Here is a 26050-nt window from a genome sequence, read left to right on the forward strand (position 1 = left end):
ATGACAGAGTCGGAGACCGGCAATAATTCGGCACTGGTCGCCGACGCTTCTGTATAGCCCATTGGCCATCGTCAAGGAATTCGGCATGTCCGGGTGACATAGCTGCCCCGGCAGCACAGGAATGCACGATGAGAATCACGAGGGAACTCCTGAAGCGGCCGCCGACCGGCAAGGGCCACCCATCAGTGCGAAGAGCCCACCCGGGCCCGCCCCCCCACCCGAGAAACGCATCAGGAGAAAAGTCATGCGCGCGACCGTGATCCACGCCCCCGGCGACATCCGGGTGGAGGACGTCCCCGAGCCCAAGATCGTCAACCCCACGGATGCGATCATCCGCATCGTCGCCACCTGTGTGTGCGGCTCGGACCTGTGGCCGTACCGCGGTCTGGAGCCCGTCGGTGACCCGCACCCGATGGGGCACGAGTACGTCGGAATCGTCGAGGAGACCGGCAGCGAGGTCACTCACGTCAAGCCGGGCCAGTTCGTGGTCGGCTCCTTCGCGACCTCGGACAACACCTGTGCCAACTGCCAGAAGGGCTGGCAGTCCTCCTGCCTGAACCGCGAGTTCATGAGCACCTGCCAGGCCGAGTACGTGCGCATCCCCAACGCCCACGGCACCCTGGTCGCCACCGACGGGCAGCCGGACGCCGACCACGTGCCCGGCCTGCTGGCCGTCTCCGACGTGATGGGCACCGGCTGGTGGGCCGCGCTGGCCGCCGAGGTCAGGCCGGGCTCGACGGCCGTGGTGGTCGGTGACGGCGCGGTCGGCCTGTGCGGTGTCATCGCCGCGAAGGAACTGGGCGCGGAGCGGATCATCGCCATGTCCCGGCACGAGTCGCGCCAGAAGCTGGCCCTGGAGTTCGGTGCCACCGACATCGTCACCGAGCGCGGCGAGGACGGCATCGCCCGCGTCAAGGAACTGACCGGCGGCATCGGCGCCGACTCCGTCCTGGAGTGCGTCGGCACCGCCGAGTCCATGCGCCAGGCCCTGCACTCCGCCCGCCCCGGCGGCAACGTCGGCTTCGTCGGCGTCCCGCACGAGGTCGCCGTCGACGGCCTGGAGTTGTTCTTCTCCCAGGTCGGCCTGCGCGGCGGCCCGGCTCCGGTGCGCCGCTACATGTCCGACCTGATCGACCGCGTGCTGTCCGGCCGGATCAACCCGGGCAAGGTCTTCGACCTCACCCTCCCCCTGGACCAGGTCGCCGAGGGCTACAGGGCGATGGACGAGCGCCGCGCCATCAAGACCCTCCTCACGCCCTGACCCCGCTCGCCTCGTGGGCGTGAGCTGCGCCGGCCGCGCTCACGCCCACGAGGGCACACCCCACCGCACGGTCTTAGCCGTAGAGGGAGGCAAGCCCATGACGACCTGGACGAACGACGAGCTGACCCGCATCGAGCACGCCGAGGAACTCCAGATGGCGCCCTCGCGCCGCGACGGAACGCCACGCACACCCGTGCCGATCTGGGTGGTCCGTGACGGCGACGACCTCTACGTCCGCTCCTTCCGCGGCAGCGCCGGCGCCTGGTACCGCACCGCGCGGGCCAGCCACCAGGGCCGCATCCGCTCCGGCGGCGTCGACAAGGACGTCACCCTCGTCGAGGTCACCGAACCCGGCGTCAACGACCGCATCGACGCCGCCTACCGCGCCAAGTACGGCCGCTACGGCGCGCGTTACATCAACCCCATGGTGGCCGCACGGGACACCACCCTGCGGCTCTCCCCTCGCTGAACCACGGCCCTCTCGCACTCCAGGAGAAGCACCTTGCCCGGTCTCGAACTCGTCGTGGTGCTGGGCGTGGCCGTGCTGGTGGGCAACGTCGTGGGACAGCGGCTCGGCATCGCCCCGCCCGTCGTCCTGCTCGTGACGGGTGTGCTCCTGGGGTTCGTCCCGGCAGTGCGGGAGGCACAACTGCCCCCGGACGTAGTGCTGTTGCTCTTCCTTCCCGTCCTTCTGTACTGGGAGAGCCTGACCACCTCCCTGCGGGAGATCCGCACCAACCTGCGCGGCATCCTGCAGCTGAGCACGGTCCTCGTGATCCTCACGGCCTGGGCCGTCGCGGCGGCCGGGCATGCCCTCGGGCTGCCATGGGGGCCGGCGTGGGTGCTCGGCGCGGCCATGGCGCCCACCGACGCGACGGCGGTCGGTGTCCTGGCCCGCGCCCTGCCGCGCCGCCAGGTCACCATCCTGCGCGCGGAGAGCCTGGTCAACGACGGCACCGCCCTGGTCGTCTACGGCCTCGCCGTCGGGATCACGGTCGACGAGGAACACCTGAGCATCCCGCACGTCGGCGGCCTGTTCCTGCTCGCCTACGGCGGCGGGGCCGCGGTAGGCGTGGCGGTCGCGTGGGTCAACATGAACCTGCGGCGCCGCCTGGCCGATCCCCTGCTGGGCAACCTCGTCATGATCCTGGCGCCCTTCACCGCCTACCTGCTCGCCGAACTGATCGAAGCCTCCGGCGTCCTCGCGGTGGTCACCAGCGGCCTGATCATGTCCCAGGTCGCCCCACGCATCATCCAGGCCCAACACCGCACACAGGCACTGGCGTTCTGGCCGCTGGCCACCTTCCTCATCAACTGCTCGCTGTTCGTCCTGGTCGGGGTGGAACTCCAGTACGCCGTCCGCGACCTGGGCCGCGCCGACCTCCGGGACGCGCTGATCGCGGTCGGTGTCATCTGCGTGGTGCTCGTCGCCGTACGCTTCGCGTTCCTGTACGCCTCCACCTACCTGGTCCGCGCCCTCGACCGCCGCCCCCGGCAGCGCACGCTCCGGGTGGGTCACCGCACCCGGGTGGTCAACGGGCTGGCCGGGTTCCGGGGCGCGGTCTCCCTCGCCATGGTGCTCTCGGTGCCGCAGACCCTCGACTCGGGCGAGCCGTTCCCCGACCGCAGCTTCATCGTCTTCGTCACCTCCGGCGTCATCCTCGTGACCCTGGTCGGGCAAGGACTGCTGCTGCCGGTGGCGGTGCGCTGGGCGAAGCTGCCACCCGACACCTCGATTGACGAGGAACACGACCTCGCCGAGACCACCGCGATCGAAGAAGCGATCAAGGCGATACCCCGGCTCGCCGCCGATCTGCGGAGCGAGCCGAACATCGTCGAGTGGCTGCGGCAGGAGTACGAAGCCCACCTCGCGTCCGTCCGCGCCCGGAGCTCCGGCGCCCACGACGACCCCGCGGTCCTCCAGCACCAGGACTACCTCGCGCTGCGCCTGGCCCTCATCGCCAACAAGCGCGCCACCGTCGTCCGGCTGCGCGACGAGCGCCGGATCGACGACACCGTCCTGCGCCGCATACAGGCCGCCCTCGACAGCGAAGAGGTCCGCCTGACTGGGGGCGCAGCAGTCGAATGACTCATCTCCGAGGAAGGACATTCTCATGAAGGCCGTAGGACTGACCGAGTTCGGCGGGCCCGACGTACTGCGGGTCCTGGACCTTCCGGTCCCCGAGGCCGGACCGGGCGAGATACGGATCCGGGTGCACGCGGCGACGGTCAACCCCGTCGACGCGCTGGTACGCCGTGGAATCGCCTTCGTCTCCGACGCCCAGCCGCCCTACGTCCCGGGGATGGACGCGGCCGGCGCGGTCGAGCAGATCGGCGAGGGAACCGACACCGGCCTCGGTATCGGTGACCACGTCATGGCCGTCGCGGTCGTCTCCGGAACGCACGGCGCCTACGCGGAACACCTCGTCGTACCCGCCGAGTCGGTGGTCCGCGTACCGGCGGGTGTGACCGACGTCGAGGCCGCCACGCTGCCGATGAACGGCCTGACGGCCCGTATGGCACTGGATCTGCTGGAACTTCCCGCAGGCGCCACCGTGGCGGTCACCGGAGCGGCCGGCGCGGTCGGCGGCTACGCCGTGCAACTGGCCAAGGCGGACGGACTGCGGGTGCTCGCCGACGCGGCACCGAAGGACGAGACGCTGGTGAAGGAACTCGGCGCCGACGTCGTACTGCCGCGCGGCGCCGACTTCCCGGACCTGGTGCGCAAGGAAGTACCCAAGGGTGTCGACGGACTCGTCGACACCGCGGGCATCGTCGCCCTCATCCTCCGCGCGGTGCGCGACGGCGGCCGGGTGGTGTCGTCGGCCGGCGGTGTCCAGATGCCCGCCGAGCGCGGCATCAAGACCCACAACACGTTCGTCCCGCAGTACGCACGCGAACACGCCAAGCTCGACGACCTTCGACAGCTTGCGGAGGAAGGCCGGCTCACGCCGCGGGTCGCACGGACCCTGCCGGCCGAACAGGCCGTCGAAGCCCACCGGCTGCTGGAGACGGGCGGCCTCCGGGGACGCGTGGTGCTCACCTTCTGAGCAGCGACGCCCCGCACCGACACTCCGCTCCGGCTTGGCCACCGCGCCCTCCTGGCCCAAAACCGGATGCCGGGCACCGGCCGGGTCGGCTACCTTCCTCGTGGTGCAGGTGCGCAGGCAGCGGATACTTCGCCTTCCAAGCGGGTGACGCGGGTTCGAATCCCGCCGTCGGCTCCGGCCGGCGTCGTCCAGCGGCCCAGGACGCCTTACGTCTCCGCCGCCGACCCTGATCTCTGCACGTCACACACGCCCCGCCCACCCAGGGATGGGTGGGCCGGGCGAGTCTTCGGGCAATGTGCTTGCCGCGGACACGGCCAGGTCGCGGAGCAGGCGGCGCTGGTCTATCAGCACTCCGACGAGGACCGACAGCAGGAAGTTGCAACCGGTCTCGACGCGACTGTGCGTAAGGCACGCCAGGAAGCTGCGGCCGTGCCAGAAGACGACGCCGTTGATCCAGACGATCAACGTTGTGGCGCGGATCCGGCACGCCACAACTGATCACGGTGGACAACAAAAGGGCCCAGGTTTCTGACCTGGGCCTTCTCCATGGAGCGGGTGACGAGAATCGAACTCGCGCTCTCAGCTTGGGAAGCTGATGTTCTACCATTAAACTACACCCGCGTAAGACGCCGACGGAGTCGGTGTCCGAACGCTCGCTCACTGTACCCCATGACGGACCCCCGGCGCTGTGACCGTGGGGTCCGTGCGTGTTCCACGGGGTGGGATCCGGCTGCGCGGGGCGGGAGTTGGGGCGTACGGTGGAGGTGTGGGAGAGGGGCCCGGCAGGCCGGAGTGCCGCCTGGAGAGCCGTCCCTTTGATCCCGTAATGTGGCTTTCCGTCGTCACGGCAGTAAGCCCGACGCGGCTCCTGGGGAAGGGACTCAAGGGACTTGATGGAACACACCGTCGTCCGCTGTGCCGAAGGGCACGTGTTCAACACCGCTTCGTTCCCGATGCAGCAGGCCGAGCGGCTCGGCCCCGGTCGGCTCGTGCGGTGTCCTAAGTGCGCCCGGCTGCGCAGCGTCGTACCGGTGGCTCTCGAGAAGCGGTAGCGGCAGAGGAGAACAGCAGTAACAGAGGCGCGTGGACTCGTCATGGTTTTCGCGGGTCCGCGCGCCTTGCGTATCCTCGGGGCGTGCTTCTCTCAGACAAGGACATCCGGGCCGAGATCGATGCCGGGCGGGTACGGATCGATCCCTACGACGAATCCATGGTGCAGCCGTCGAGCATCGACGTGCGGCTGGACCGCTTCTTCCGGGTGTTCGAGAACCACCGGTACCCGCACATCGACCCCTCCGTCGAGCAACCGGACCTCACCCGGCTCGTGGAGCCCGAGGGCGACGAGCCCTTCATCCTCCACCCCGGTGAGTTCGTCCTCGCCTCGACGTACGAGGTCATCTCGCTGCCCGACGATCTCGCGTCCAGGCTGGAGGGGAAGTCCTCGCTCGGGCGGCTCGGGCTCGTCACGCACTCCACCGCCGGGTTCATCGACCCCGGGTTCAGCGGGCACGTGACCCTTGAGCTGTCCAATCTCGCGACCCTCCCCATCAAGCTGTGGCCGGGCATGAAGATCGGGCAGCTGTGCATGTTCCGGCTCTCCTCCCCCGCCGAGCACTCCTACGGCAGTGAGCGCTACGGCTCCCGCTACCAGGGGCAGCGCGGGCCCACGGCCTCCCGCTCCTACCTCAATTTCCATCGGACGCAGGTGTGAGGGACCAGGAAGGGACCAGGAGGGGCCAGTGATGAGCAGCGGCAGTGACACCCGGGAGAACCTGAGCTACGAGCGGTTCGGCGTCGCCGTCCGCGAGCTCGCCCAGACCATTGCCGATGACGGGTACGAGCCGGACATAGTGCTGAGCATCGCCCGTGGCGGGGTGTTCGTCGCCGGCGGGCTCGCCTACGCCCTCGACTGCAAGAACCTGCATCTGGTGAACGTCGAGTTCTACACGGGGGTGGGGACCACCCTGGAAATGCCGGTCATGCTCGCCCCCGTCCCCAACGTCATCGACTTCAGCGAGAAGAAGGTCCTGATCACGGACGACGTCGCCGACACCGGCAAGACGCTGAAGCTGGTCCGCGACTTCTGCCTCGACCACGTGGCCGAGGTCCGGTCCGCCGTGATCTATGAGAAGTCCCACTCGCTCGTGAAATGCGAGTACGTGTGGAAGCGCACCGACGACTGGATCAACTTCCCGTGGAGCGTCGAGCCGCCCGTGGTGAAGCGGGCCGGGCAGGTGCTGGACGCCTGAGGCGCGCGGCAGTGCAGGAAGGGCCCCCGGCGGAGTCGCCGGGGGCCCTTCTCGTGTCTCGTGGGTGATGCGGAGGCCGGGACGTCGGCTAGAACGTGCCCAGCTTCACGATCGACAGGAGGGCGATCAGCTGGATCGCCGACGCGCCCAGGGCCTTCGGCCACGGCAGGTCGTGGGACTTGGAGACCATCAGGGTGAGGAGGGCGCCCGCCGCGACCCAGGTGGCCCAGCCGAGGACCTGGACGAAGCCGGCGTCGCCGCCGAAGAACATGGCGAAGAGGAGGCGGGGGGCGTCCGTGATCGACATGATCAGCATCGAGAGGCCGACCGTCGGCTGCCAGGCTCCGTCGCCGCCGAGCTGGCGGGCCAGGGTGTGGGTCACCACGCCCAGGACGAAGGCGGAGAGGACCATCGCGATCGCCGTCACGAGGACGATCGGGACCGCGTTGGTGAGGGTCGCGTTGATCGCGTCCGCGCGGGCGCCGTCGAAACCGAAGACGGCGAGCAGGCCGTAGAGGAACGTCACGATGAGGGCGGGGGCCCACATCGCGTAGTCCCGCATCTGGAGGAACGTCTGGTTCGGGGCGAGGACGATCCCCTTCAGCAGGTCCTTCCAGTGCAGGCGCGGGCCGATCGGGCCGGACGGCGCCGCCGACCCGGCGTGGTAGGTCGCGCCCTGCGTGTAGGCGCCGGCCTCGTCGACCGAGAAGGCCTGGGTGTGGCCCGGCTGGTTCGCCGCGTACGGGTCGGGACCGCCGGCGCCGTATCCGCCGCCGTAGCCGTTGTCGTCGCCGAAGTACTCCGGGCCGTCGCCGCCGGCGGCCTGGCCCGGGTAGCCGCCGCGCGCCTGCCCCTGCGGCCAGCCGGAGCCGCCGCCTTGCTGCGGGTACGGCTGCGGGGCCGACGGGTACCCGTACGACGGTCCCGCCGGCTGCCCGCCGAAGCTCTGGGGCGGTGCCTGCTGCCCGTACGCGGGTTGTTGCGGTCGCGCTTGCGGGGCTCGGTCGTCCCGGCCGCCGCGTCCGTTCCTGAATCCAGCCACGTCATCGAACGTACCTGGTCCCGGAGATCCGTGTGGCGGGCTCGGGCACCCGAGCCCGCCATTGCGGCAGAGCTGTGACATCCCCTAAGGGACCCTCAGGGGCGCTGAGGGGAACCCTCGGGGGCCCGCCGAGCGCCGGGCGCTCACTGACCGAACAGCGAGCCCAGCTGCGCCGACGTCCCCGACACGCCCAGCGACGCCGCGTGGAAGGACACCGCGCCGGTCGCCGTCGGGCCCGCGGCGGAGCCGGGCAGGGTCCATACCGCGCCCTGTCCGCCGTTCTCGTGCCGGGCACCGACCGCCAGATCCGCCCGGCCGTCGCCGTCGAGGTCGGCCAGGCGTACCGCGCTGCCCCAGAAGTCGTCGGCCTCGTTGAGGTCGGGGACACCGGGGGTGTTCTGGGTCCAGCGGGTCGCACCCTGGCCGGTCAGGCCGGCCGCGGAACCGCGCAGCAGGGTGACCGTGCCGGTCTGCGGGGCCGTGGTGACCGTCTCGTAGGGCGTGCCGACCGCGACGTCGTCGTAGCCGTCGCCGTCGGCGTCACCGACGGCGAGCGAGTCGCCGAACGAGCTGGTGCCCTGGGCCCGGGTGGCGCCGGGGACGCCCGGGCTGTCCTGGGTGATCGCCGCCTGCGGGGTGGGGCTGATGCCGTGCGGGCCGCCGAGGTATGCGATGACCTCGCCGGGTCCGACCTGCGAGCCGTAGACCAGGACGGTGGCGGTGATGACGTCGTCGTAGCCGTCGCCGTTGACGTCGCCGGCGACGACCGGCCGCCGGCCGCTGGTGGCCAGCGTCCGCTGGGCCCTCGGCCGGGAGTCCGCGCCCAGGTACACCACCTGGCCGTCGAAGGGTTCGTCGGACTCCCCCACGATCGTCCCGCTGACGACGAGGTCGTCGACGCCGTTGCCGTTGATGTCGCCGGCGGCCAGGGACCGGACGCCGTAGGACTCGCCGGTGCGGAACGAGGGCACCACCCAGGTGCGGGACGCCGCCCCCGCGGTCTTGGTGAAGCCGCCCCGGAAGATCTGCACGTCGGCGCCGGTGCTGCCGACGGCCAGGTCGGCCCGGCCGTCCGCGGTGAAGTCGCCGATCGCCAGGGACCTGCCGAAGCGGGTGTGGGAGGAGCGGGCCGGGTCGGCGATGATCCGGCCTCCGGTCAGGCCCTTCCTGCTCCCCCAGACGATCGTCACCGACCCGGCCCCGCCGTCCTCGCCCCGGGACCCGACGACCAGGTCGGCGTAGCCGTCCCGGTTCAGGTCGCCGAAGGCGAGCGCCGAGCCGAACTCGTCGCCCTTCTCCGCGGTGCCCGGGACGGACGCCGAGTTCTGGGTGACGACCGTGCGGTTCGACGCCTTGACGCCGGACCCGGAGCCGTAGGTGACGACCACCGCGCCGGCGTCCGTCCTGCCGCCGACCGTGGCGCCCGGCGCGGCGGTGGCGAGGTCGCGGTAGCCGTCGCCGTTGAAGTCGTCCGCGTACTTGGCGGGCGCGGCGGAGGCGGTGGCCGCGGGAAGGGCGGTGAGGAGACCCGTGGTGAGGGCCGTGGCGAGCAGCAGGGTGGTGCGCTTTGTCATGGATGTCCCCCGTGAAGTGGTGAGGTGACGCGGCGTCAAGGGACGCGTCACCGTGGTGAAGGTGCGTCAGCCGGTGAGGCCGGTGCCGAACGCGCCGTACGTGCGGGAGAGCCCGAAGGTGCCCGGGCCGAAGGACTTGGAGCCCGTCGCGGTGATGCCGGAGGCGCTGCCGCGCAGGGCGGTGACCGCGCCGACTCCCTCGTCCTCGAAGGACGCCCCGACGGTCAGGTCCGCCTTGCCGTCCTTGGTGACGTCCGAGAGCACGAGGTCCGAGCCGAAGTAGTCCATGTCCTCGGCGGTGCCGGGGACACCGGCGGTGTTCTGGGAGATCGTCCGGGCGCCGGTGCGCGAGACGCCGTCGGCCGCGCCGTTCATCAGCACGACGAGACCGGTGTCCTCGGCCGCGCCGATGTCCTTGAAGACGACACCGATGGCGAGGTCGCCGTACCCGTCGCCGTTGGTGTCACCGATGGAGACGGCGCCGCCGAAGCCGTCGCCCTCCTTGTCGGTGCCGGGGACGCCCGTGGCGGACTGGGTGAGCTCGGCCATGGGAGCGTCCCCGTTGACCGGGCCGCCCCTGCTGCCGCGGATGACGACGACCTTTCCGCCGAGGGTGCCGGTGTGGTCGTCCTCCTTCGCGAAGACGTTGCCGATGGCGATCTCGTCGTAGCCGTCGCCGTTGATGTCGCCGAGGGCGAGGGAGGTGCCGCCGTTCAGCGGGCGCGGCTGGGTCGCGACCACGCCGCCCGACGCACCGAGGTAGGCGGCGCCCTTGGACCAGCTGCCCGAGGGGTCCGAGGTGAGCGCGGTGCGGTAGGTGAGGACGAGGTCGGCCTTCTTGTCGCCGTTGGTGTCGCCCGCGGCGAGCGCGTCGATGCCGAACTCCGCCTTGTCCGGCGTGGGGACCTTCTGGGCGGCGCCGGTGGTGCCGGACTTGGTGAAGCCGCCCTTGACGATGTAGGCGTACGACGCGGCCGTGCCGGACGCCAGGTCGGCCTTGCCGTCGCCGTTGAAGTCACCGGCGGCCAGCACCGAGCCCCAGGCCTCGTGCTTGGCGGCCGAGGGGTCCTTGACCGTCGTGCCGTTCTTCAGGCCGCTCGCCGAGCCCCACAGGATCGTGACCGAACCGCCGTCGCTGTCGGTGCCGTTGTCCTCGCCGGGCGCGCCGACGGCGAGGTCGGTGTAGCCGTCCTTGTTGAAGTCGGCCACGGCGAGCGCGTCGCCGAAGAAGTCCTCGGTCTCGGCGGTGCCGGGGACACCGGCGGTGTTCTGGCTGACGACCGTGCGCTTGGCGGGGTTGAGTCCGGAGGCGCTGCCGTAGACCACGGCGACGTACCCGGCCATGCTCTTGCCGCCGACCTTGGCGTAGGGGGCGGCGAAGGCGACGTCGCCGTAGCCGTCGTGGTTGAAGTCGGCCTTGTAGGCATGAGCGGCGGCGGCGGACGCGACGGGGGCCGAGAGGGTCAGCAGACCGCCGGTCAGCGCTGCGGCGGTGACCGTCGCGAGGGCGAGGCGGTGTCGGCTGTGTCCGTTCATGGGCAGGGAGCTCCTGAGGTCGTCGTCATCGGTGACGTCGGGCGGGCCCGCCAGCCCTGCGACCGGTGGGCCTGCGGCCGGCGGGCCTAGACGGGCGGGCCTGCCCGAACGCCTTGTGGAAGAGGTCTGTTGACCTGTGGGTCAGTCGGCGAAGACGGCGCCGAGCTGCGGCACGCCGGTCGTGGAGACGCCCAGCTTGCTCGCGGCGAGCGTCCGGGAACCGGTCGTGGTGATCTTCGAGCCGTTGGACGGCAGGTAGGTCACCGCGCCGTCGCCGCCGTTCTCGTACGAGCCGACGACCAGGTCGGCCTTGCCGTCGCCGGTGACGTCGTCGAGCTTGACGTCGACGCCGAAGAGGTCGTTCTTCTCGTCGTCGCCGGGGACGCCGGCCGTGCTCTGCGCGAAGGACTGCGCGCCGGAGGCGAGGTTGATCCCGGTCTGCGAGCCGTAGAGGACGGTCACCTGGCCGGTGTTGGCGTTGCTGCCGATGTCCTCGTACGGGGAGCCGACGACGAGGTCGGCGTAGCCGTCCCCGTTGATGTCGCCGAGGTCGATCTCCCAGCCGAAGTTGTCGCCCTTCTCGGAGGTGCCGGGGACGTTGCCGGTGTTCTGGTTGAACATGGTCACCTTGGCCGGGCCGGAGGCGCTGCCGTAGGTGATGGCCACCCTGCCGCCGTTGGCGGAGTCCGGGAAGACGGTCCCGCCGCTGCTGGCGTCCCAGGAGGCGCCGCTGACGATGTCACCGAAGCCGTCGCCGTTGATGTCGCCGACGCCGGTGACGATGCCGCTCTTCAGCGTCTTGGCGCCGGTGACGGTCAGGCCCGTGGAGGTGCCCGGCAGCCAGTAGTTGGTGTTCCAGTGGTCGCTGGTCTTCGTCTCGTACCCGTCGACGATCAGGTCGGTACGGCCGTCGCCGTTGACGTCACCGGCGGTGAGCTTCATCGGGCCGTACGGGTAGTCGCTGGTACCCGGCTGGATCGGCGGCTTGACGGTGTACCGGCCGCCGGGGGTGCCGCTGCCGGAGAAGCCGCCCTTGAACACCCACAGGGTGGCGGCGGAGCTGCCGACGGCGAGGTCGGCCTTGCCGTCGCCGTCGAAGTCACCGGCGGCGAGCTGCAGCCCCCAGTAGTCGTGGCTGCTCGGCGACGGGTCCTTGATGTCGACGCCCTTGCCGGTGAGGCCGCTCTTGGAGCCCCACAGGAGGGTGACGGTACCGCCGTCGGTGTCGGTGCCGACCTTCTCCGACGGGGAGCCGACGGCGAGGTCGTCGTAACCGTCGGCGTTGAAGTCGGCGTACGCCAGGGCCTCGCCGAAGTCGTCGCCGGCCTCGGCGGTGCCGGGGACGCCGGCGGTGTTCTGGCTGATGGTGGTGCGCTTGGCAGTGGTGACGCCCGAGGCGGAGCCGTAGAGGGCGACGACCTGGCCGGCGCCCTTGTGGCCGTTGACGTAGGCGGTGGTCGCCGAGGTCGCGATGTCGCCGATGCCGTCGCCGTTGAAGTCGGCGCGTGCGACTTTGACGGAGTCCGCGGCCGACGCCGAGGCGGCCGAGAACGAGAGCAGACCGCCCGTCAGCGCGGCCGCGGTGGCCGTCGCGAGGGCGAGTCGCGGGAACGTGTGCATGCGGGTCGTCTCCTGCGGCATGCGGGGGCCGTCCGCACCCGGCGGACGGCCGGAGTCAGTGTTGTCCGGCCATCAGGAGACCCGCGTCAGGGAGTAAGGGTTGTACGTGAGTTCGGTGAATTCTCGGCGACTGGTGTGACCTACACGGACCTCGGCCGCCACTGGTGCGGGACGCCCCCGCGACAGGCGCGTCGCCGCACGACCGGCCCCGGTTGTACGGCGGGGTGGGGCCGGTGGGGGCGGGTCGGGGCGAGTTGCCGCCCTGACGGCGAAGAGGCGGTCTCGCGCCTTGCGGGCGAAGCCTTATCGGTAGCAGACCTCGGTCGGATTGCCCGGGTCGCGCAGGTCGCGCAGGACGACGCGGCCTGGCCCCCGGGGATCACGGCAGTGCGGGCCGTGCAGGTCCAGTGCACCGAGGTCGTCGGCGAGTGCTGTCCCGGCCCCCGCATAATCCCGGTCCAGCTCGAAAGCCACCCGCGTTCCCGCACCGGCCGGAGCATCGAACTCCCGGGGTTCCTCGATGGGGCGGAGCCCGGCAAGCTCCTGCCGGAAGCCGTGTCCCCCGCGCCACACCTCGATCACGGTGCGCGAAGTCAGAGCTGCCGCCGCGGCGCTGTTCCACCGGTCGGGGCCGAGCAGCGAGCCGTAGTAAGCCGGCTGCGGCCGGTCCTGTGCGTCCAGGGCGTCGGCCTGGTCGTCGGCGACCCAGAACTTCAGATCACCGTGGACTGCCGCTTCGATCTGCGGGACGTGGTCCGGTGCGACACGGGTCGCCGGATGCAGGGCGTGCCTCAGCACGGCGCACAGCACCCGGGTTGCCAACTCCGGACTGCCCCGGCCGACCCCGAAGTACATGCTCGGTGTCGCACGCACATGCTGATCGAACTCGACGACCTGGATGTCGGCCGCGCTGTACGTCTTCCCCGCCACAGATGCACGCTACTTTCCGGCCCGGCCGTTATCCAGAGGCGGTTCCGCAGCAGGGGAGACCTGACAAGGAGAACAAGGCGAACAAGGCGAACAAGGCCATGGGCTCGGCGTCCTCGCCCACCGTTCAGGCGCACGGGCTGTGGAAGCATTCCGTGTGGGCCTGGGACAGGGGGACAGTTGGCTGTTGACGGAGACGAGACGACTGCGAGAGGTGCGGCGAGCGCCGCGCAGGGGTTCATGGCGCTGCCGGGGCGCACGGAGGACGGGAGGCAGCTGTTCCTGAGGTGCCTGGCGGACGTGATCCGGGTGCTGAGCCTCGATGTCGCCCCCGAGCCGGACGCCGGTGATGAACGGCAGTGGTCGCGTCACGTGCGCGGTGCCCTGCGCAAGGCATGCCGCCAGGAGCCGGAGTTGCCCGAGGCGTCCTTCGGCGTCCTCATGAAGGCGGCGGTCCATGACCCGGACCCGAGCTTCAACCGCCAGTTCGTCGAGCCGGCTCTGCATGCCTTCGGGTACCGACGCGTCCGCTCCGCGCTGCTGGACTGTCTGCGGACGGGAACCGACCTGGAGCGGGCAGGCGCTGCGCGGGCCTGGTACTGGTCGGCGCTGCCGCTTCGCCCCTCCGGAGTCGGCGCGGAGGGCTCGGACATCGGAGGCCAGGCAGAGGCCGCAGCGGCCGACGACAGGTCTGTCCTGGTGGGTGAGTGGCACGAGGCTGCGCTCCGGGAGTTCGTGCGGAACGAGCACCTCGACGTTCGGCGCTGCATTCTGCCCGGACTGCCGCTCCGGAAGTCGGCGTACCCGCCTGAGCTGCATGATGTCGTGGAGGCGGCGGTGATGATCGCCCGATCGCATCCGGACGAGTACATCCGTCACCGTGTGGAGCACCAGGTCCGTGGTTGACGAGCCGTTGTGGGGCGCGGCGAGGACCTGGGTCGCCGAGGTGTGTAGCGGTCGGCCGCCGGGCGACGACCGTCCGCGTCGCTGAGGGACCCACAACAGGAGCACCGAGGTACTCCCGGCCGTGCCCCGGGGGCAACGCGGCTCCGAGTGGTTGCGCGGGTACCGGTCCCGGTCCCCGGCTGATGCCCTCGCGAGCGGGTGTGCCGGGCACGTACCGCCCGGGGCATCCGCCCGTCTGCTACCTGGTGAGATCGGTCGGGCTGTCGAGTCGTGCCAGCTTCTGCGGGTTGGACGTCGCGTAGATCCGGGTGATGCGCCCGCTCTCGACCAGGAGGCTGACCGCGGCCCGGCCGCCGTCGGATTCGATCCGGATCGCGGGGGCGCCGTTGAGCCACACCAGCATGGTCTCGGACTCGCCCCGTTCCGTGCCGGCGAGCATCGTTGCCACGAGTTCCGCCCCGTGGACGGGGGCCAGGGCGGCGGCCGTGAGCCCGCCTCCGTCGGCGATGAGGATCACGTCCGGAGCCATGATCTCCAGAAGGTCCTGGATGCGACCGGTGTACAGCGCGGCGAGGAACCGGTCCATCACCGCCTTGTGCTCCATCGGGCTGACAGTGACGCGTGGTTGGCGGGCGGCGACGTGGTTCCGGGCCCGCCGGGCGATCTGCCGAACCGCGGCGGGGGTCCTGCCCACGGCCTCGGCCACCTCGTCATGCGGCGTGTCGAAGACCTCACGGAGCACGAACACCGCACGTTCCACCGGTCCGAGCGTCTCCAGGACGGTCAGCATGGCGATGGAGACGCTTTCCGCGAGTTCGACGTCGTCGGCGACGTCGGGGTGGGTCAGCAGGGGTTCCGGCAGCCACTCGCCCACGTAGTCCTCGCGACGGCGTGAGAGCGTGCGTACGCGGTTGAGTGCCTGCCGGGTGACGGCCCGGACGAGGTACGCCCGCGGGTCGTGGACCTGTGTCCGGTCGACGCCGGCCCATCGCAGCCAGGTCTCCTGGACTGTCTGTAAGCACTTGTTTTGGCTCCACTGCCGGGGTGGAGGAGGCGCGAATTGGTGTGATTCACGCCCCTGTAGCAAGGTGATTTGGCTCCACTTCGATCGGGTGGTTCCGCTGGCCCGGGTGGGGGGTGATGACGGTAGTTTTGAAGCCTCGGTGGACCTCCGCCAGCGCGCCCCCGACAGGTGCGTGGAGGGTTGCCGACCCGGCTCGACTCAGGTCGCGGACCTCCCGGTGACCGCGGCGGCTGGACGAGAACGGGCGATGGTGCGGCCGGCACTGGGACTCGACGGCCGGACCCGAAACGGCTGCGGCCGGTCTCCCGCAAGGGAGGCCGGCCGCGGTTGTCGGTGCAGGTCAGCGGCGGCGTTTCCGCTGGGTCTGCGCGAACCGGTAGGACTGGGTGCCGGTCTCGACGATGTGCGCGTTGAAGGTGACCCGGTCGACGATCGCCGTGCAGAGACGGGGATCGGTGAAGGTCTGCTTCCACTCCGAGAACGGGGCGTTTGACGCGATGGCGATGGCCCGGCGTTCTTCCCGCTCGGTGAAGATCTGGAACAGCAGTTTGGCCCCGGCCTTGTCCAGGTCGAGGTAGCCGAACTCGTCAAGACAGAGCAGGTCAACGCGGCCGTAGCGGGCGATGAGGCGGGTCAGCTTCTTCTCGTCGGCGGCTTCTGCGAGTTCGTTGACCAGGTTGACGGTGGTTGTGTAGCGGACCTTGAGCCCGGCCTCGGCCATGGCCGTGCCGATCCCGATCAGCAGGTGGGACTTGCCGGTGCCGGAGTCGCCGATCAGGCAGAGCGGTTGCCCTGCCTTGACCCAGGACGGGTCCGACAGAGTTCCGACGATCTCGGGAGTGACGTTGGGGTTCTCCGCATAGTCGAAGTCCTCCAGCCGCTTGGGACGGGGGAAGTTGGCGTCCCTGACCAGCCGCTGCTTGCGCCGCTCCTCCCGCTCGCCGCACTCGGCTTCCAGCAGGTCGGCGAGGAAGTCCTTGTAGCTTGACCGCTGCCGCATGGCATCGGCGGCCATCTCCTGGACCCTGCTGCGGATCGTGGGCAGGTGCAGGGCCCGGCAGGCTTCGTCGATGGCCGTGTCCACGGCCTCTTCCGGCCCCATGTCCCTGCGCGGCGGAGGAACCAGGGCGGCCGTGGTGTCGGTCGTGCTCATGCGGTGCCTTTCGGTTGACGTGTCAGAAGCTGGTCGTAGTGCGCGACGGTCGGCAGTGGCCTTTTGTCCTCGGGCAGTTGAGCCCGGCGGGCCGTCAGCGAGACCACCCCGCTGGGCTCGGCCCAGGGCGGCGGGGCTCCCTCGTCGTCCAGGTCCTCAGGAGGTGGCGGGGCCAGCGCGGCGGCTCTGCGAGCCTCGACGGCCACCACGTCGGCGGTGATAGCACCCGCCCGGACCGCAGCGGCCATGCCCTGCTCGACAGCCGTCGCCGGCATCCGCCGGTGCAGTAGCAGAACCTCGATCAGTGCCCTCGTCCCGGCCGCGTCGCCGTGGGCGGCCCGGGCTGCGGCCCAGAACGCCTCGTGGATCTCGGTGAACAAACCGCTCTGCCGTGCGGTGACCAGCGCGGTCGAGCCGGCCATTGCCCCGGGCTTGACCAGGAGAATCTCCAAGTAGTGGTCAAGCTCGTCACGGAAGTCACCCCTGCGTGTCAGCCGCGGGTGGCGGGCGACGATCTCCCGTCGTTCGAAGACGAGAAGCTCGTTGCCCCGCAGCAGCACCCGCACGTTCTGGCCGATGAAGCGGGCCGGCACCGAGTAATGGCACTGCCTCACAGTGATCCGGCTGCTGCGGTCGACCTTCGGCGTCAGGGTGATGCCGCACTCGAACTCCTCGAACGGCAACGGCGCCAACTCGTCTGCCTCGGTGAAGAAGTTGAAGCCGACCGTCGTCAGCCTGCCCGCGAGGATCCGTTCGTCCTCGACCGCATCGATCTCCGCGATCTTCGTGTTCAGCTCCTCCAGCGTGGCGACCTCCGGAACAGGGACGAGGTGAGTGCGACGGAAACGGCCGCCCTCGTGCTCAACCCCGCCCTTCTCGTGGGCGCCGTCCTGACCAGGGATGCAGTAGAAGGCGTCGAAGCCGTAGTGGGCCCGAAAGGACACCCATCGCTCCGACTCAATGCGGCTGCGACCAGTGCAGATGCGGTTGACCGCCGGTTTGAGGTTGTCGTAGCGGATGTGCTTGGTCGGCACTCCGCCCAGGACGTTGAACGCCTCGACGTGCCCTTCCATGAAGGACTCCTGGGCCTGCGAGGCATAGACACGGTGGACGGCCTTGCCCGAGTACGACAGTCGCAGCGTGAACAGGTGGCACTTGACGACCTCGCCCGCCAGGCGGACCCAGACATCGGCGAAATCGACCTCGGCTTCCTCACCGGGCAGGTGGACCTGCGGGACCATGCCCGTCAGATGCCGACGGCCCTCCAGCACCTCGGCCTCGATCTGCAGACGCCTGGCCAGCACGTAGTCGCAGACCGTGGAGTAGGAAACCAGGTCGAAGTCGTACTCCTGGGCGAGACGCTGATGGATCCGGCGGGCGGTGTGCTTCTGCTTGCGCGGCGCACTCGCGTCCTCCCGCAGCATGTCGTCGATCCACGGCTTGGCCGGATCGAGGACCGTAGCCCGCGGCACCGGTTTCTTCCGCGGCGGCGGAACCGCAGACAGCAAAGCCTGCCGCACCGTCCGGCGGTGCACTCCGTACTTCTCCGCCAGAGCCCTCTGCGACAGTTCCGGATCAAGACGCCTGTCCCTCCGGATCGCAGCGAACAGCTCCGTCCGCGACAAACCCATCCCGGCCTCCCGACACGACCGTGATCGACGCACAAACCCTGCCGTCACCGGGCGGACGGAGCAGCGCATTCACTCCAAAGAGGGCACGTCGCGGACCTGCCCGTCGGCCTGCTCGCGCGAACGCCGCCGGCCTTCGCGCGGTCCGCCGTACTACTCGCTCTCGTCGAGAGCCCGATAGTCGCGGCTGCGCGGCAGGCCCTTCACCAACTGCAACGTGCTGACCGTCCCCGCCGAGCAGCGGGAAGTACTGGAGAAGCGGTTCGCCTCGCGGGCGCATGCCGTGGAGAACTCGGACGGGTTCGAGTGGTTCGAGCTGCTGCGGCCGCAACAGGTGGGCTGATGTACCACTAGGCCCGCTCAGCAGATCTCCGTACAGGCATCATGTGCGCGTGACTTCGCCACAACCCGACCTCGTTGCGCGCCTTGTGCAGGCGGAGCAGCCCACTGATGTCGTCCACGTCGGCGCCGCCTGCCTGGCACAGAAGCTGGGTGGCTTTGTGTGGGTGAAGTCGAAGCTCTCCCTGGAACGGCGGACGGACGGGCGCCGCGAAGTAATCGGGCTGGCGAAGAGCAAGTACAACAGGGCCGGCCACCTGGTCGAGTTCATCGTGGAGAGCCTGACCGTCTTCGACGACAGGTTGGGCGCCTGGCGTCGGGCCAATGCCGCACTCACCGTGAGCAGGCCGGAATCAGCCGAGTCGATCGTGTGTGCTTCCAGCTTCCTGGACATGTCCAGCGAGCACCGCGCGGTACTGACCCACCCCGGCAAGCGCGTGGCGAACCTGGAACAGCTCGCAATCCACCTGCATGAAACAGCGCTGCCGTGGTTCGCCAGCATGGAAGACCCAAGGTGCCTCGCACAGGCCGTCCCCGATGCTCTACTCACGCCATGGGGCTTCGCCCAGGACCTCATGGAGTTCCTCGTCACCGCCGGCCAAACGGCGCAGGCGCGCGCTGTATGGGCGCGGGTCCGCGACCTCAACCCGAACCACCAGCACGCGTTCATGGCAGGTCATGACATGGCTCGGTCCATTGATCGGCCGTGCTGGCACACGCCTGAGGCCGTCGGGTGGAGCGCAGCGGTCCTGAGCCTGATGTAGACCAACGCTGCTCTGTTCACGGCCGGAGCCGAAAAGGCAGCGGCGCCACTGTCGCCGTACCGTTGAGTCCCGACCTCGCAAAGCGATCGGCCGATACCCCATAGCCTGATCGACCACCTCATCAGCTGAAGGCTCCCGCCCCGGTGGCCAGAAGATCAAGCCGGACATGATCGGAAGGGCATGCCAGGACTCCGCCGAGCCTGTCCAGCCAGTCGGCCACCTCATCGTCTGAGGCGTACTGCGCTTGCATGATCCGCTGCATGAGCGCGACAGCCTCCGCGCGACTCATCCCCACAGCAGTCATCAGCCCCTCCGCCGAGTCACCCTAACGGGATGCGTGATCGCCCGAACAGGTCCCGGTCGCTCACGCCCTCCTGATCAATTCTGCGGCAGGATGGGGGCATGAGCGTAGTCAAGATCAACGTACTGGAAGTGCCGGCCGAGCAACGGGAGACGCTGGAGAAGCGGTTCGCCCATCGCGCCCACGCCGTGGAGAGCTCCGACGGGTTCGAGTGGTTCGAGCTTCTCCGTCCGATCGAAGGCACCGACAGCTACCTCGTCTACACGCGGTGGCGTGACGAGGAGTCCTTCCAGGCGTGGATGGAGGGGCCCATGAAGGCGGCGCATCAAGGTAGTGGTGAAGGAAGCGGCGAGAAGCCGAAGCCAGCCGCTTCAGGTTCAAGCCTGTGGTCCTTCGAAGTGGTCCAGCAGGCCGAACCCAAGAACGCTTAGCTCAGCGGCCGATAAGTTTTCGCTGCCAGCGAAGGCCCGACCCGCAGACTAACCCCGATCAAGTTCCCTCGTTATTCCCCCGTCGCGCTGGACGGGCCTGCTGCGCACGCTATCCTCCCTGCTCCGGACCGGTTAGCGCCCGTACCACATAACAGCAACCAGCCGATTGCCGAAAGAGAGGGCTACATAGTGGCTGAGGCCATCAACCCACGCCGCAATCAGTCCGTTGGAACGGCACGGCGAGCCAACACCCTCGCACGTTGACGACCAGGGCTGAAAACTTTTACGCCTTTCGAGGTCAACGGCTTCAAGTCGAGACCATCAGGACAGCCATTCAGCGAAACATGCTTCACGTTCGGAAGTTCTAGAATTTCCGAGATGTCCTCAAGATTGCTAGCGTGATCTATCGAAACCTTGGAGAGGCTTTTGAGTGAACTAATCCCCGGAAGCTCACGCCCCTGCCACTTATCCAGATAGAGATGTCTTAGATTCGGCATTTTGAGGGGCTCGCCAGAATCAATTACCTTAGTCCCGGTAAGATCGAGAACTTCAATAGACGAGCTATTGAATTCCGACAATGGAACGCCGGCGTCATATTCCTGAATCCCCAGCCATTCCACCTCGCATGACCCCAGAGCATCACGCAATCCTTGCAGGCCACCCGGACTCTCCAGAACGAGAGTCCGCAAACCCCCAAGGCGGGCCAATGGGCCTACATCCCGAAGTTGGCTACATTTTCGCAGAATAAGCCAATTCAACCTCTCCAGGCCCCAGACGGGTTCAAAGTCCCGCACCTCTGCAAGATGCCCCAGGCCGAGCAAATGCAGATCCAACGTACGCAGGGGGTCGAGGTCCGTCATCCCTTCAACCCAGACACGGAACCGACTTAGGCTGGGAAGACGTTCCACCCAATTAAGGTCTTCGATTTCATCGCTTACCAAGATAATATCTTCAAGGCGTGAATGATTTCCAAGTTCACTATGGTCGGCGTCCATTATTTCTCCGTGAAACCTTTTTGTCAGACCACGAACTGGCTCCAACATCGAAGCATCGGGCACTATGCCGTCAAATTCCAATGCCCGAACTTGAGGTAGGTCTTGCACAAACGAAAGGTGCTCAGAGTTACCTAGGGTCAGAACTCCGTCATTCAAAGGGATGCGTGAAACGATTTCCTGGGAATATTCCTCAGAGTCATAGTGATCCCAACCCAGTACCAGCTGCTGCTGAACCAGCGCCCTAGAATCCGACGCATACCCGCTCAGGAGCTCTAGAGCTTCAGGACCGTTAATCAAATAAGCAGACTTCACTACATTGGCGGCAGTGCCCTCCTTCAGACCTGACAGGCTATTAGGGAAGAAGCGCAGTACCGCATCTCCAGCTCTCGGTAGTGAGTTCGCCTCACTTTCACTTCTCGGCGGAATTAGGCTACTCAAACACTCGTCAAGCCTGCTGGATAGATCGCGTGGTACGTCAGGCATGGTCTCAAAACAGGCTGACACCAGCAGTCGCAAAGATCTCCGGTATCTTGGCTCAGCTTCGATCCGACATAGCAGGCCATCAACGAGTTCGCGCCTCAATGGACTATTTGCATGCCCTGTGGCCATAATAACGGTGTCGCGCCATTGATCCAAGTGTGCTTTGGCAACCAAAGGCTCAACGTCGCCATCTTCAGAGGCCTGCTTAGCAGTCAGGTACTCTTGAAATGTCCGATGAATGAAATCAATTCTCCCAAGGACCGGTTCCCTAATTAAGCCACTCCGTTGGATCAAATGATCAAGAACGGCCTCAGCCGGATGATTGAGATGTGGCATTGCCTTGATCTTCTCTTGCACGCGTCGTTGAACGGCATTTTTAGCCATCTCGGAGCGATTAGTCATGGAGAGGCACCAAGCAAGATCTTGGAGAATCAAAACCTTCTGACGCCTCTCCAGTGAGACTTCAAAATAACTGGGAATTTGCCTCTCGGCATCTCGCCTCTCAAGCAACATTTCCAGGGCCGCTGCGTAGAGGCCCATACGGTCCCGGGGCAGCTGCATACGGCGGTCAAGATTCAACGCACACAACATGGCGGTGAGAAGCGGAGTTGTGGCCAGCGCCTGCAAATGCGGCTGACTACTGAGTCTCTGCAAAAGAGCCCTCTGGTAGCCAGGAAGTTCACTCGGTTTACAGGGATATACCCCTGAATCCATAACTGCTGCGTGCCAATGAGAAATGAATTCTCGTACATCGGCCGACGTCATGCGTTCCAGTTGAGCCGACCAAAAACCTTCAGAGTCCAGCCAGGAAGAAGCCGCAGCAGACGGGCGCGAAGTAACGACTATTCGGAGATCCGGGTATGCTGTGATCAGCGACCTCAGCCATGCCCTGACTTTCGGACGTCGTCGTCCTGGAAGTTCATCCACTCCATCAACCAGAAGAAGCGCACGTCCGGTTGCGAGTTGCCTATGAACCCAACCTGCAGGCATTATTCCGGAAATGCTCGGGGTTGTGGCACGTACAAATTCCTCTGGAGCAGGCAGCTCCCCGTCTGAATGACTGCGCAGTTTAATGAGAAAGGGAACCATACCATTCCATGACGCCAGCTCGCGCTTAAACGTAGAACGGGATGCGGATGTTGCAATCCAGTGGAGGAGTGTGCTCTTCCCTGAGCCGGCCTCACCTCTAATAAGGTTACGGGTGCTCCCTGCTAGCACGCTTTCTACGCGCAAGGATTTCCCGGCACCCAGTATGTCCGCTGGCCCTTCGGAGCCGGGCTTCACGTCCGAGTCTTCGCCTTCCTCGGACTCCCATTCGCTGGTAACGCTGAGGCTTATGTAAGCGATACTCAAAGTTGCGCGTGGCGTGAAGTTATTTACCGGCACACCGAAAACTTCGACCTCGCTCAACGAGTCTGCCAGCAGGCGCAGATAGCGGTTTTTGAATTCGCCATCAAATTCCTGACCGTCCGGTGAATCCAATCGCCGAACGGGTATGCGGTCAAGCGCTAGTGACACATTTGCAGAAATTACAGAAAGTCGACTCAAGGCCTCGCTCGTGGCTCTTGCAGTGTACTGAGGGAGGAGCTGCACAATCTGCATCAGGCATTCGCAGCACTCTTGAACGACTAGTTCATAGAACCTTTCCCCTGCTTCCGGAAGTCCCAGGCGTACCAAACTTTCCCGATTTTCTGAGATAATGGATCGGGCTAAGTTAGTTCCCTCAGCATCAGCCTGAAGTACGGAGTCATCTGACAGGTCGGCTTGAGACAGAGCCCGAGTTGCCTCGACTATTGCGGCCAGTTTATCATTTTCGCCGAGCGATCTATATTCAATTTCAGACATTGCCTTAATTCGCTCTGCCACAGAGTCGGAGATATCCTCCAGTTGACGCTCAAGTCGGCGACGGGAAAAAGCGTCCCGGAAATTTATCCCTATAAGTTCAGTAAGGGGCTTGTTGCGATCCGCCGCATTCTTGCGATTCGACAGCCACTGCCGACCCGCCCGATCAACAACCACTCGACCAGCACTCACAGCTGCGGTCTCAAGCAAAGCCATGCCCTCAGCCCCCACTCTGAAGCAACTCAGCATGAGTATGCCAGCGTCACCACATCATCGTGGAGGAATCGGAAGAATCAGTGCGAGCAGAGAATCATGGTGAAACTGAGGCCAACGTGACCCCTCACCTGCCATTCGACCAGGTCAGCGCCAAACCGGTCGTAAATGATCACCGCTTCTCAAGCTGAGGGCTCCGGCCCTCGCTGAGATGGTCTGCTCTGGGTACTGTCCTCAACGTGTGTCCGGTGCACGTCGGGTTGGTCACCCGTGGGCGTGCGCAGGTTGATCGCGCGCGACTAGGGGAGCTGGTTCGGGCATGGCGGTTGACGCTGCTCGGGGGTCGGAAGAAGCGTTCACGTCGGCAGGGGCAACACGTGTGATGGCTGGCGCTTGCCGGCTGGTCGGGCTCGATGCCGCCGACGCAGAGTTGATCAGGTTAGGGGAGAACGCTCTCTTCAGACTGGCCTCGGCTCCGGTGATCGTGCGTATCGCCCGCTCGGTCGAGTACCTGCCGTCCGTGCGTCGAGAGGTTGCCGTATCGCGCTGGCTGGCGGGTGAGGGGTTTCCGGCGGCTCGTGTGGTCAATGACCTTGAGCAGGCGGTCATGGTCGATGGGCACCCGGTGACCTTCTGGCACCTGATTGTTGAAGACGGCCGTGCTGCTACCTATGGGGAGTTGGGTGCCGTCCTGCGGGATCTTCACTCGCTGACGCTGCCTGATGGCTTGGACCTACCTCGATACGACGCTTTCGGGCGTTCGGACTTGCGGCTTGAGCGGAGTGTCGGGGTAGCTGATGACGATCTCGACTTCCTGTGCAAGCGGGGGCAGGAACTAAAGGAGCAGTTGGCGGGGCTGCGGTTCGAGTCGTCGGTGGGGCCGGTGCACGGGGACGCTCACACGGACAACCTGATGGTGGGTCGGGATGGCGTCGTGTACCTGATCGACTTCGAGAACTTCTGCGTTGATCACCCGGAATGGGATCTTGAGGTGGCGGCGCACGAGTACGACCGGTTGGGCTGGGTGACGCAGGAGCAGTATGCCGCCTTCGTAGGCGCCTACGGGCGCGACCTGAGGTCGTGGCCGGGCTTCGGTACGCTGTGTGACGTCCAGGAGTTCAAAATGACTACTTGGCTCATGCAGAACGTGGCTGAGGGCGAGAAGGTAGCCGCGGAGTTCGCGCGTCGGATCGCGTCGTTGCGAGACGAGGGTGCACCGCGCCGGTGGCTCCCCTACTGAGCGCGTAGCGCCTACTCGTCCAAGCTGGCCAGTGCTTCGGAGACTCGGTTGTTGAATTGTTTCACGATCGGCGTTCCTGAGTGGGTACTGATTCCTTGCTGAAAGTCTGTGACGTAGCGAAGGAATCGAGCCGATTGCAGTGATTCGCCTTCTTCAACTGCCTGGGTGGCTGCGACGATTGCGCTGTCCAGTTCGCCGTTCAGGATGTGGCTCTCCGCGAGTACCATGCGGCAAAATCCCAGTGTGCGCGCGTATTGTGGATCGATTTTTGCGACGGCTTTTTCAGCGAATCGGAGTGCCTCGGCTGGCCGTTTGAGGTCGCGAAAGCAGTGGGAGAACTCGCCGATTAGTTCTGCTTCATCGAAGTAGGCGAGCCATTCGGGGTCATCGGCTGTGGCTCCCTCGAAGTGGCGTTCTGCTTCGTTCATCGCGCGTGACGCTCCGGTGAGGTCTCCGGCGCTGGATAGGGCGCGGGCCTCGTGGATCGCGTACATCGCCTTGGCGCGTGGTGTTGCGCTGTCCTTGGCGCCTTCGACTGCGGATCGCGCCAACTGCAACGCGCGTGACGTGTGCCCCAGGTAGTTCGCCTGGTGACTGAGATTGGCCAGGACGGATGCGCCGAACATCCGGTCGCCGGTGACCTGGGTGAGTCGTAGGGCATGGAGGAGGTAGCGGTTCGCGAGTCCGTGATTCCCGATGTCGTACGCCATCCACCCCAGGACTTCGGCAGTCTCCGCGGTCACCGTGAAGAGGGCATGGCCGACTTTTTCCGAGTAGCTGGCATTCAGTAGGGGTAATACTTCGTGTCGAAAATAGTGCCTTAACGCCTTGTGGCCGTGGCCGCCGCCGTACAGGAAGTCCAGGCGCATGAACATCTCGGTAGCGGTGCGGATCGCGCGTACGTCGCGCATTCCAACACGCTGGGCAGTGTGCCTGTCGGCGTCCACTCCGTCCGGACGGGCCACCATCCACGAAAGAACTGCGGCGTTTATATCCCCGTCTGGGACGATCAGAAGGCTGCCCGAACCCGGCTCGGTGCGCTCCTCGGAAAGATCTTCCAGCGCTGTCAGGGCGTCGGGCAAGAGGGCGGTGTACGCAACGGGCTGGGGTGCGGCCGGCTCCGGGGCTCCGAACAGGCCGAGATCTCCCGGAGTGATGCGGCGTGCCAACTTGGAGGCGAACACGTCCGCCATGACTGCGGCTGCCTCCGTCCGGATACCCGCTCCATCCCGCCAACGCTGTACGGCGACGTGGGTCGTTCCGAGTGTGCTGCCGCGCTGCTGCGCGAGATCTCGCATGCGCTTGGCAAGGCCCTTGTTGGAAAACCCCGCCTCATCCATGAGGGAGATCAACTGCGCGTTGGGCTCTCGGTTCATGCTCCCCTGCCAACCCGAGAATGACTGCGAGTGTCCATCGTGTCACGGCGGTGTCGCCCTGGGGGGGGGTTCATTGGTGAACCCCCCTTGTCTTTGCCG

19 protein-coding genes, 1 tRNA gene and 3 pseudogenes are annotated in these 26050 nt (G+C 66.9%); 11 read left to right on the forward strand and 12 right to left on the reverse strand.

Features of this window, described 5'->3' with window-relative positions; all coding sequences use genetic code 11:
- Positions 1 to 244: 244 nt before the first annotated feature.
- The 4 genes from ABZ887_RS32720 (at position 245) to ABZ887_RS32735 (ending at position 4311) form a co-directional block, all read left to right on the forward strand.
- Positions 245 to 1261, forward strand: a complete 1017-nt coding sequence (locus ABZ887_RS32720; protein ID WP_361297271.1) for a zinc-dependent alcohol dehydrogenase family protein — start codon at positions 245 to 247, stop codon at positions 1259 to 1261.
- A gap of 97 nt (positions 1262 to 1358) precedes the next feature.
- The gene (locus ABZ887_RS32725) at positions 1359 to 1730 is read left to right on the forward strand and encodes a DUF2255 family protein (RefSeq protein WP_361297274.1); all 372 of its coding nucleotides are present in this window, start codon (positions 1359 to 1361) and stop codon (positions 1728 to 1730) included.
- Positions 1731 to 1763: 33 nt separating this feature from the next.
- Positions 1764 to 3350 carry a Na+/H+ antiporter gene (locus tag ABZ887_RS32730; protein ID WP_361297277.1) on the forward strand — a complete coding sequence of 529 codons (1587 nt, stop codon included), beginning with the start codon at positions 1764 to 1766 and terminating at the stop codon, positions 3348 to 3350.
- Positions 3351 to 3375: 25 nt separating this feature from the next.
- Positions 3376 to 4311, forward strand: a complete 936-nt coding sequence (locus ABZ887_RS32735; RefSeq protein WP_361297280.1) for an NADP-dependent oxidoreductase — start codon at positions 3376 to 3378, stop codon at positions 4309 to 4311.
- Between the two features lie 547 nt (positions 4312 to 4858).
- Here ABZ887_RS32735 and ABZ887_RS32740 read toward each other — a convergent pair.
- Positions 4859 to 4932 (reverse strand) — tRNA-Gly (locus ABZ887_RS32740).
- A 514-nt stretch (positions 4933 to 5446) separates the two neighbouring features.
- Between ABZ887_RS32740 and dcd the strand changes: the two genes are divergently transcribed.
- Positions 5447 to 6022, forward strand: a complete 576-nt coding sequence (gene dcd / locus ABZ887_RS32745; protein ID WP_133023558.1) for a dCTP deaminase — start codon at positions 5447 to 5449, stop codon at positions 6020 to 6022.
- A gap of 31 nt (positions 6023 to 6053) precedes the next feature.
- Positions 6054 to 6560, forward strand: a complete 507-nt coding sequence (locus ABZ887_RS32750; protein ID WP_361297284.1) for a phosphoribosyltransferase — start codon at positions 6054 to 6056, stop codon at positions 6558 to 6560.
- A gap of 88 nt (positions 6561 to 6648) precedes the next feature.
- On the opposite strand, the gene ABZ887_RS32755 is transcribed toward ABZ887_RS32750, so the two are convergent.
- The 5 genes from ABZ887_RS32755 to ABZ887_RS32775 form a co-directional block, all read right to left on the reverse strand.
- Complete coding sequence (locus ABZ887_RS32755) at positions 6649 to 7683, reverse strand: YIP1 family protein (protein ID WP_361297287.1); 1035 nt, start codon at positions 7681 to 7683, stop codon at positions 6649 to 6651.
- Positions 7684 to 7745: 62 nt separating this feature from the next.
- Positions 7746 to 9176, reverse strand: a complete 1431-nt coding sequence (locus tag ABZ887_RS32760) for an FG-GAP-like repeat-containing protein (protein ID WP_361297290.1) — start codon at positions 9174 to 9176, stop codon at positions 7746 to 7748.
- 66 nt (positions 9177 to 9242) lie between these two features.
- The gene (locus tag ABZ887_RS32765) at positions 9243 to 10712 is read right to left on the reverse strand and encodes an FG-GAP-like repeat-containing protein (protein ID WP_361297293.1); all 1470 of its coding nucleotides are present in this window, start codon (positions 10710 to 10712) and stop codon (positions 9243 to 9245) included.
- Positions 10713 to 10853: 141 nt separating this feature from the next.
- Positions 10854 to 12332 carry a VCBS repeat-containing protein gene (locus ABZ887_RS32770; RefSeq protein ID WP_361297296.1) on the reverse strand — a complete coding sequence of 493 codons (1479 nt, stop codon included), beginning with the start codon at positions 12330 to 12332 and terminating at the stop codon, positions 10854 to 10856.
- A 303-nt stretch (positions 12333 to 12635) separates the two neighbouring features.
- Positions 12636 to 13262: a hypothetical protein gene (locus ABZ887_RS32775; RefSeq protein WP_361297299.1), complete on the reverse strand. Its 627-nt coding sequence runs from the start codon at positions 13260 to 13262 to the stop codon at positions 12636 to 12638.
- Positions 13263 to 13439: 177 nt separating this feature from the next.
- Between ABZ887_RS32775 and ABZ887_RS32780 the strand changes: the two genes are divergently transcribed.
- On the forward strand, positions 13440 to 14165 hold the full coding sequence (locus ABZ887_RS32780; RefSeq protein WP_361297302.1) for a hypothetical protein: 726 nt from the start codon (positions 13440 to 13442) through the stop codon (positions 14163 to 14165).
- Positions 14166 to 14403: 238 nt separating this feature from the next.
- On the opposite strand, the pseudogene ABZ887_RS32785 reads toward ABZ887_RS32780, so the two are convergent.
- The 3 genes and pseudogenes from ABZ887_RS32785 to istA form a co-directional block, all read right to left on the reverse strand.
- Positions 14404 to 15174, reverse strand: a pseudogene (locus ABZ887_RS32785) (sigma-70 family RNA polymerase sigma factor); the annotation flags it as partial.
- 355 nt (positions 15175 to 15529) lie between these two features.
- The gene (istB, locus tag ABZ887_RS32790) at positions 15530 to 16342 is read right to left on the reverse strand and encodes an IS21-like element helper ATPase IstB (RefSeq protein ID WP_361297305.1); all 813 of its coding nucleotides are present in this window, start codon (positions 16340 to 16342) and stop codon (positions 15530 to 15532) included.
- A complete protein-coding gene (gene istA, locus ABZ887_RS32795) occupies positions 16339 to 17973 on the reverse strand; it encodes an IS21 family transposase (RefSeq protein WP_361297308.1) in 1635 nt (544 codons plus the stop codon). The genes istB and istA overlap by 4 nt, the downstream gene beginning before the upstream one ends.
- 184 nt (positions 17974 to 18157) lie before the next feature.
- Between istA and ABZ887_RS32800 the strand changes: the two are divergent.
- Positions 18158 to 18298, forward strand: a pseudogene (locus tag ABZ887_RS32800) (antibiotic biosynthesis monooxygenase); the annotation flags it as partial.
- Positions 18299 to 18362: 64 nt separating this feature from the next.
- Positions 18363 to 19073 carry a hypothetical protein gene (locus tag ABZ887_RS32805; RefSeq protein WP_361297498.1) on the forward strand — a complete coding sequence of 237 codons (711 nt, stop codon included), beginning with the start codon at positions 18363 to 18365 and terminating at the stop codon, positions 19071 to 19073.
- A gap of 78 nt (positions 19074 to 19151) precedes the next feature.
- On the opposite strand, the pseudogene ABZ887_RS32810 reads toward ABZ887_RS32805, so the two are convergent.
- Positions 19152 to 19377 (reverse strand): annotated as a pseudogene (locus ABZ887_RS32810) (e9imm peptide); the annotation flags it as partial.
- 98 nt (positions 19378 to 19475) lie between these two features.
- Here ABZ887_RS32810 and ABZ887_RS32815 point away from each other — a divergent pair.
- Positions 19476 to 19805 (forward strand): antibiotic biosynthesis monooxygenase, encoded by a 330-nt coding sequence (locus ABZ887_RS32815; RefSeq protein WP_361297311.1) that lies wholly within the window; start codon positions 19476 to 19478, stop codon positions 19803 to 19805.
- 218 nt (positions 19806 to 20023) lie between these two features.
- Here the strand turns inward: ABZ887_RS32815 and ABZ887_RS32820 are convergent, their stop codons facing one another.
- Positions 20024 to 23338 carry an NACHT domain-containing protein gene (locus ABZ887_RS32820; protein ID WP_361297314.1) on the reverse strand — a complete coding sequence of 1105 codons (3315 nt, stop codon included), beginning with the start codon at positions 23336 to 23338 and terminating at the stop codon, positions 20024 to 20026.
- A 316-nt stretch (positions 23339 to 23654) separates the two neighbouring features.
- Between ABZ887_RS32820 and ABZ887_RS32825 the strand changes: the two genes are divergently transcribed.
- Positions 23655 to 24575 carry an aminoglycoside phosphotransferase family protein gene (locus tag ABZ887_RS32825; RefSeq protein ID WP_361297317.1) on the forward strand — a complete coding sequence of 307 codons (921 nt, stop codon included), beginning with the start codon at positions 23655 to 23657 and terminating at the stop codon, positions 24573 to 24575.
- 11 nt (positions 24576 to 24586) lie between these two features.
- On the opposite strand, the gene ABZ887_RS32830 is transcribed toward ABZ887_RS32825, so the two are convergent.
- A complete protein-coding gene (locus tag ABZ887_RS32830) occupies positions 24587 to 25951 on the reverse strand; it encodes a tetratricopeptide repeat protein (RefSeq protein ID WP_361297319.1) in 1365 nt (454 codons plus the stop codon).
- Positions 25952 to 26050: the final 99 nt, after the last annotated feature.

The sequence above is a fragment of the Streptomyces sp. NPDC047061 genome, assembly GCF_040643955.1.
Lineage (GTDB): Bacteria > Actinomycetota > Actinomycetes > Streptomycetales > Streptomycetaceae > Streptomyces.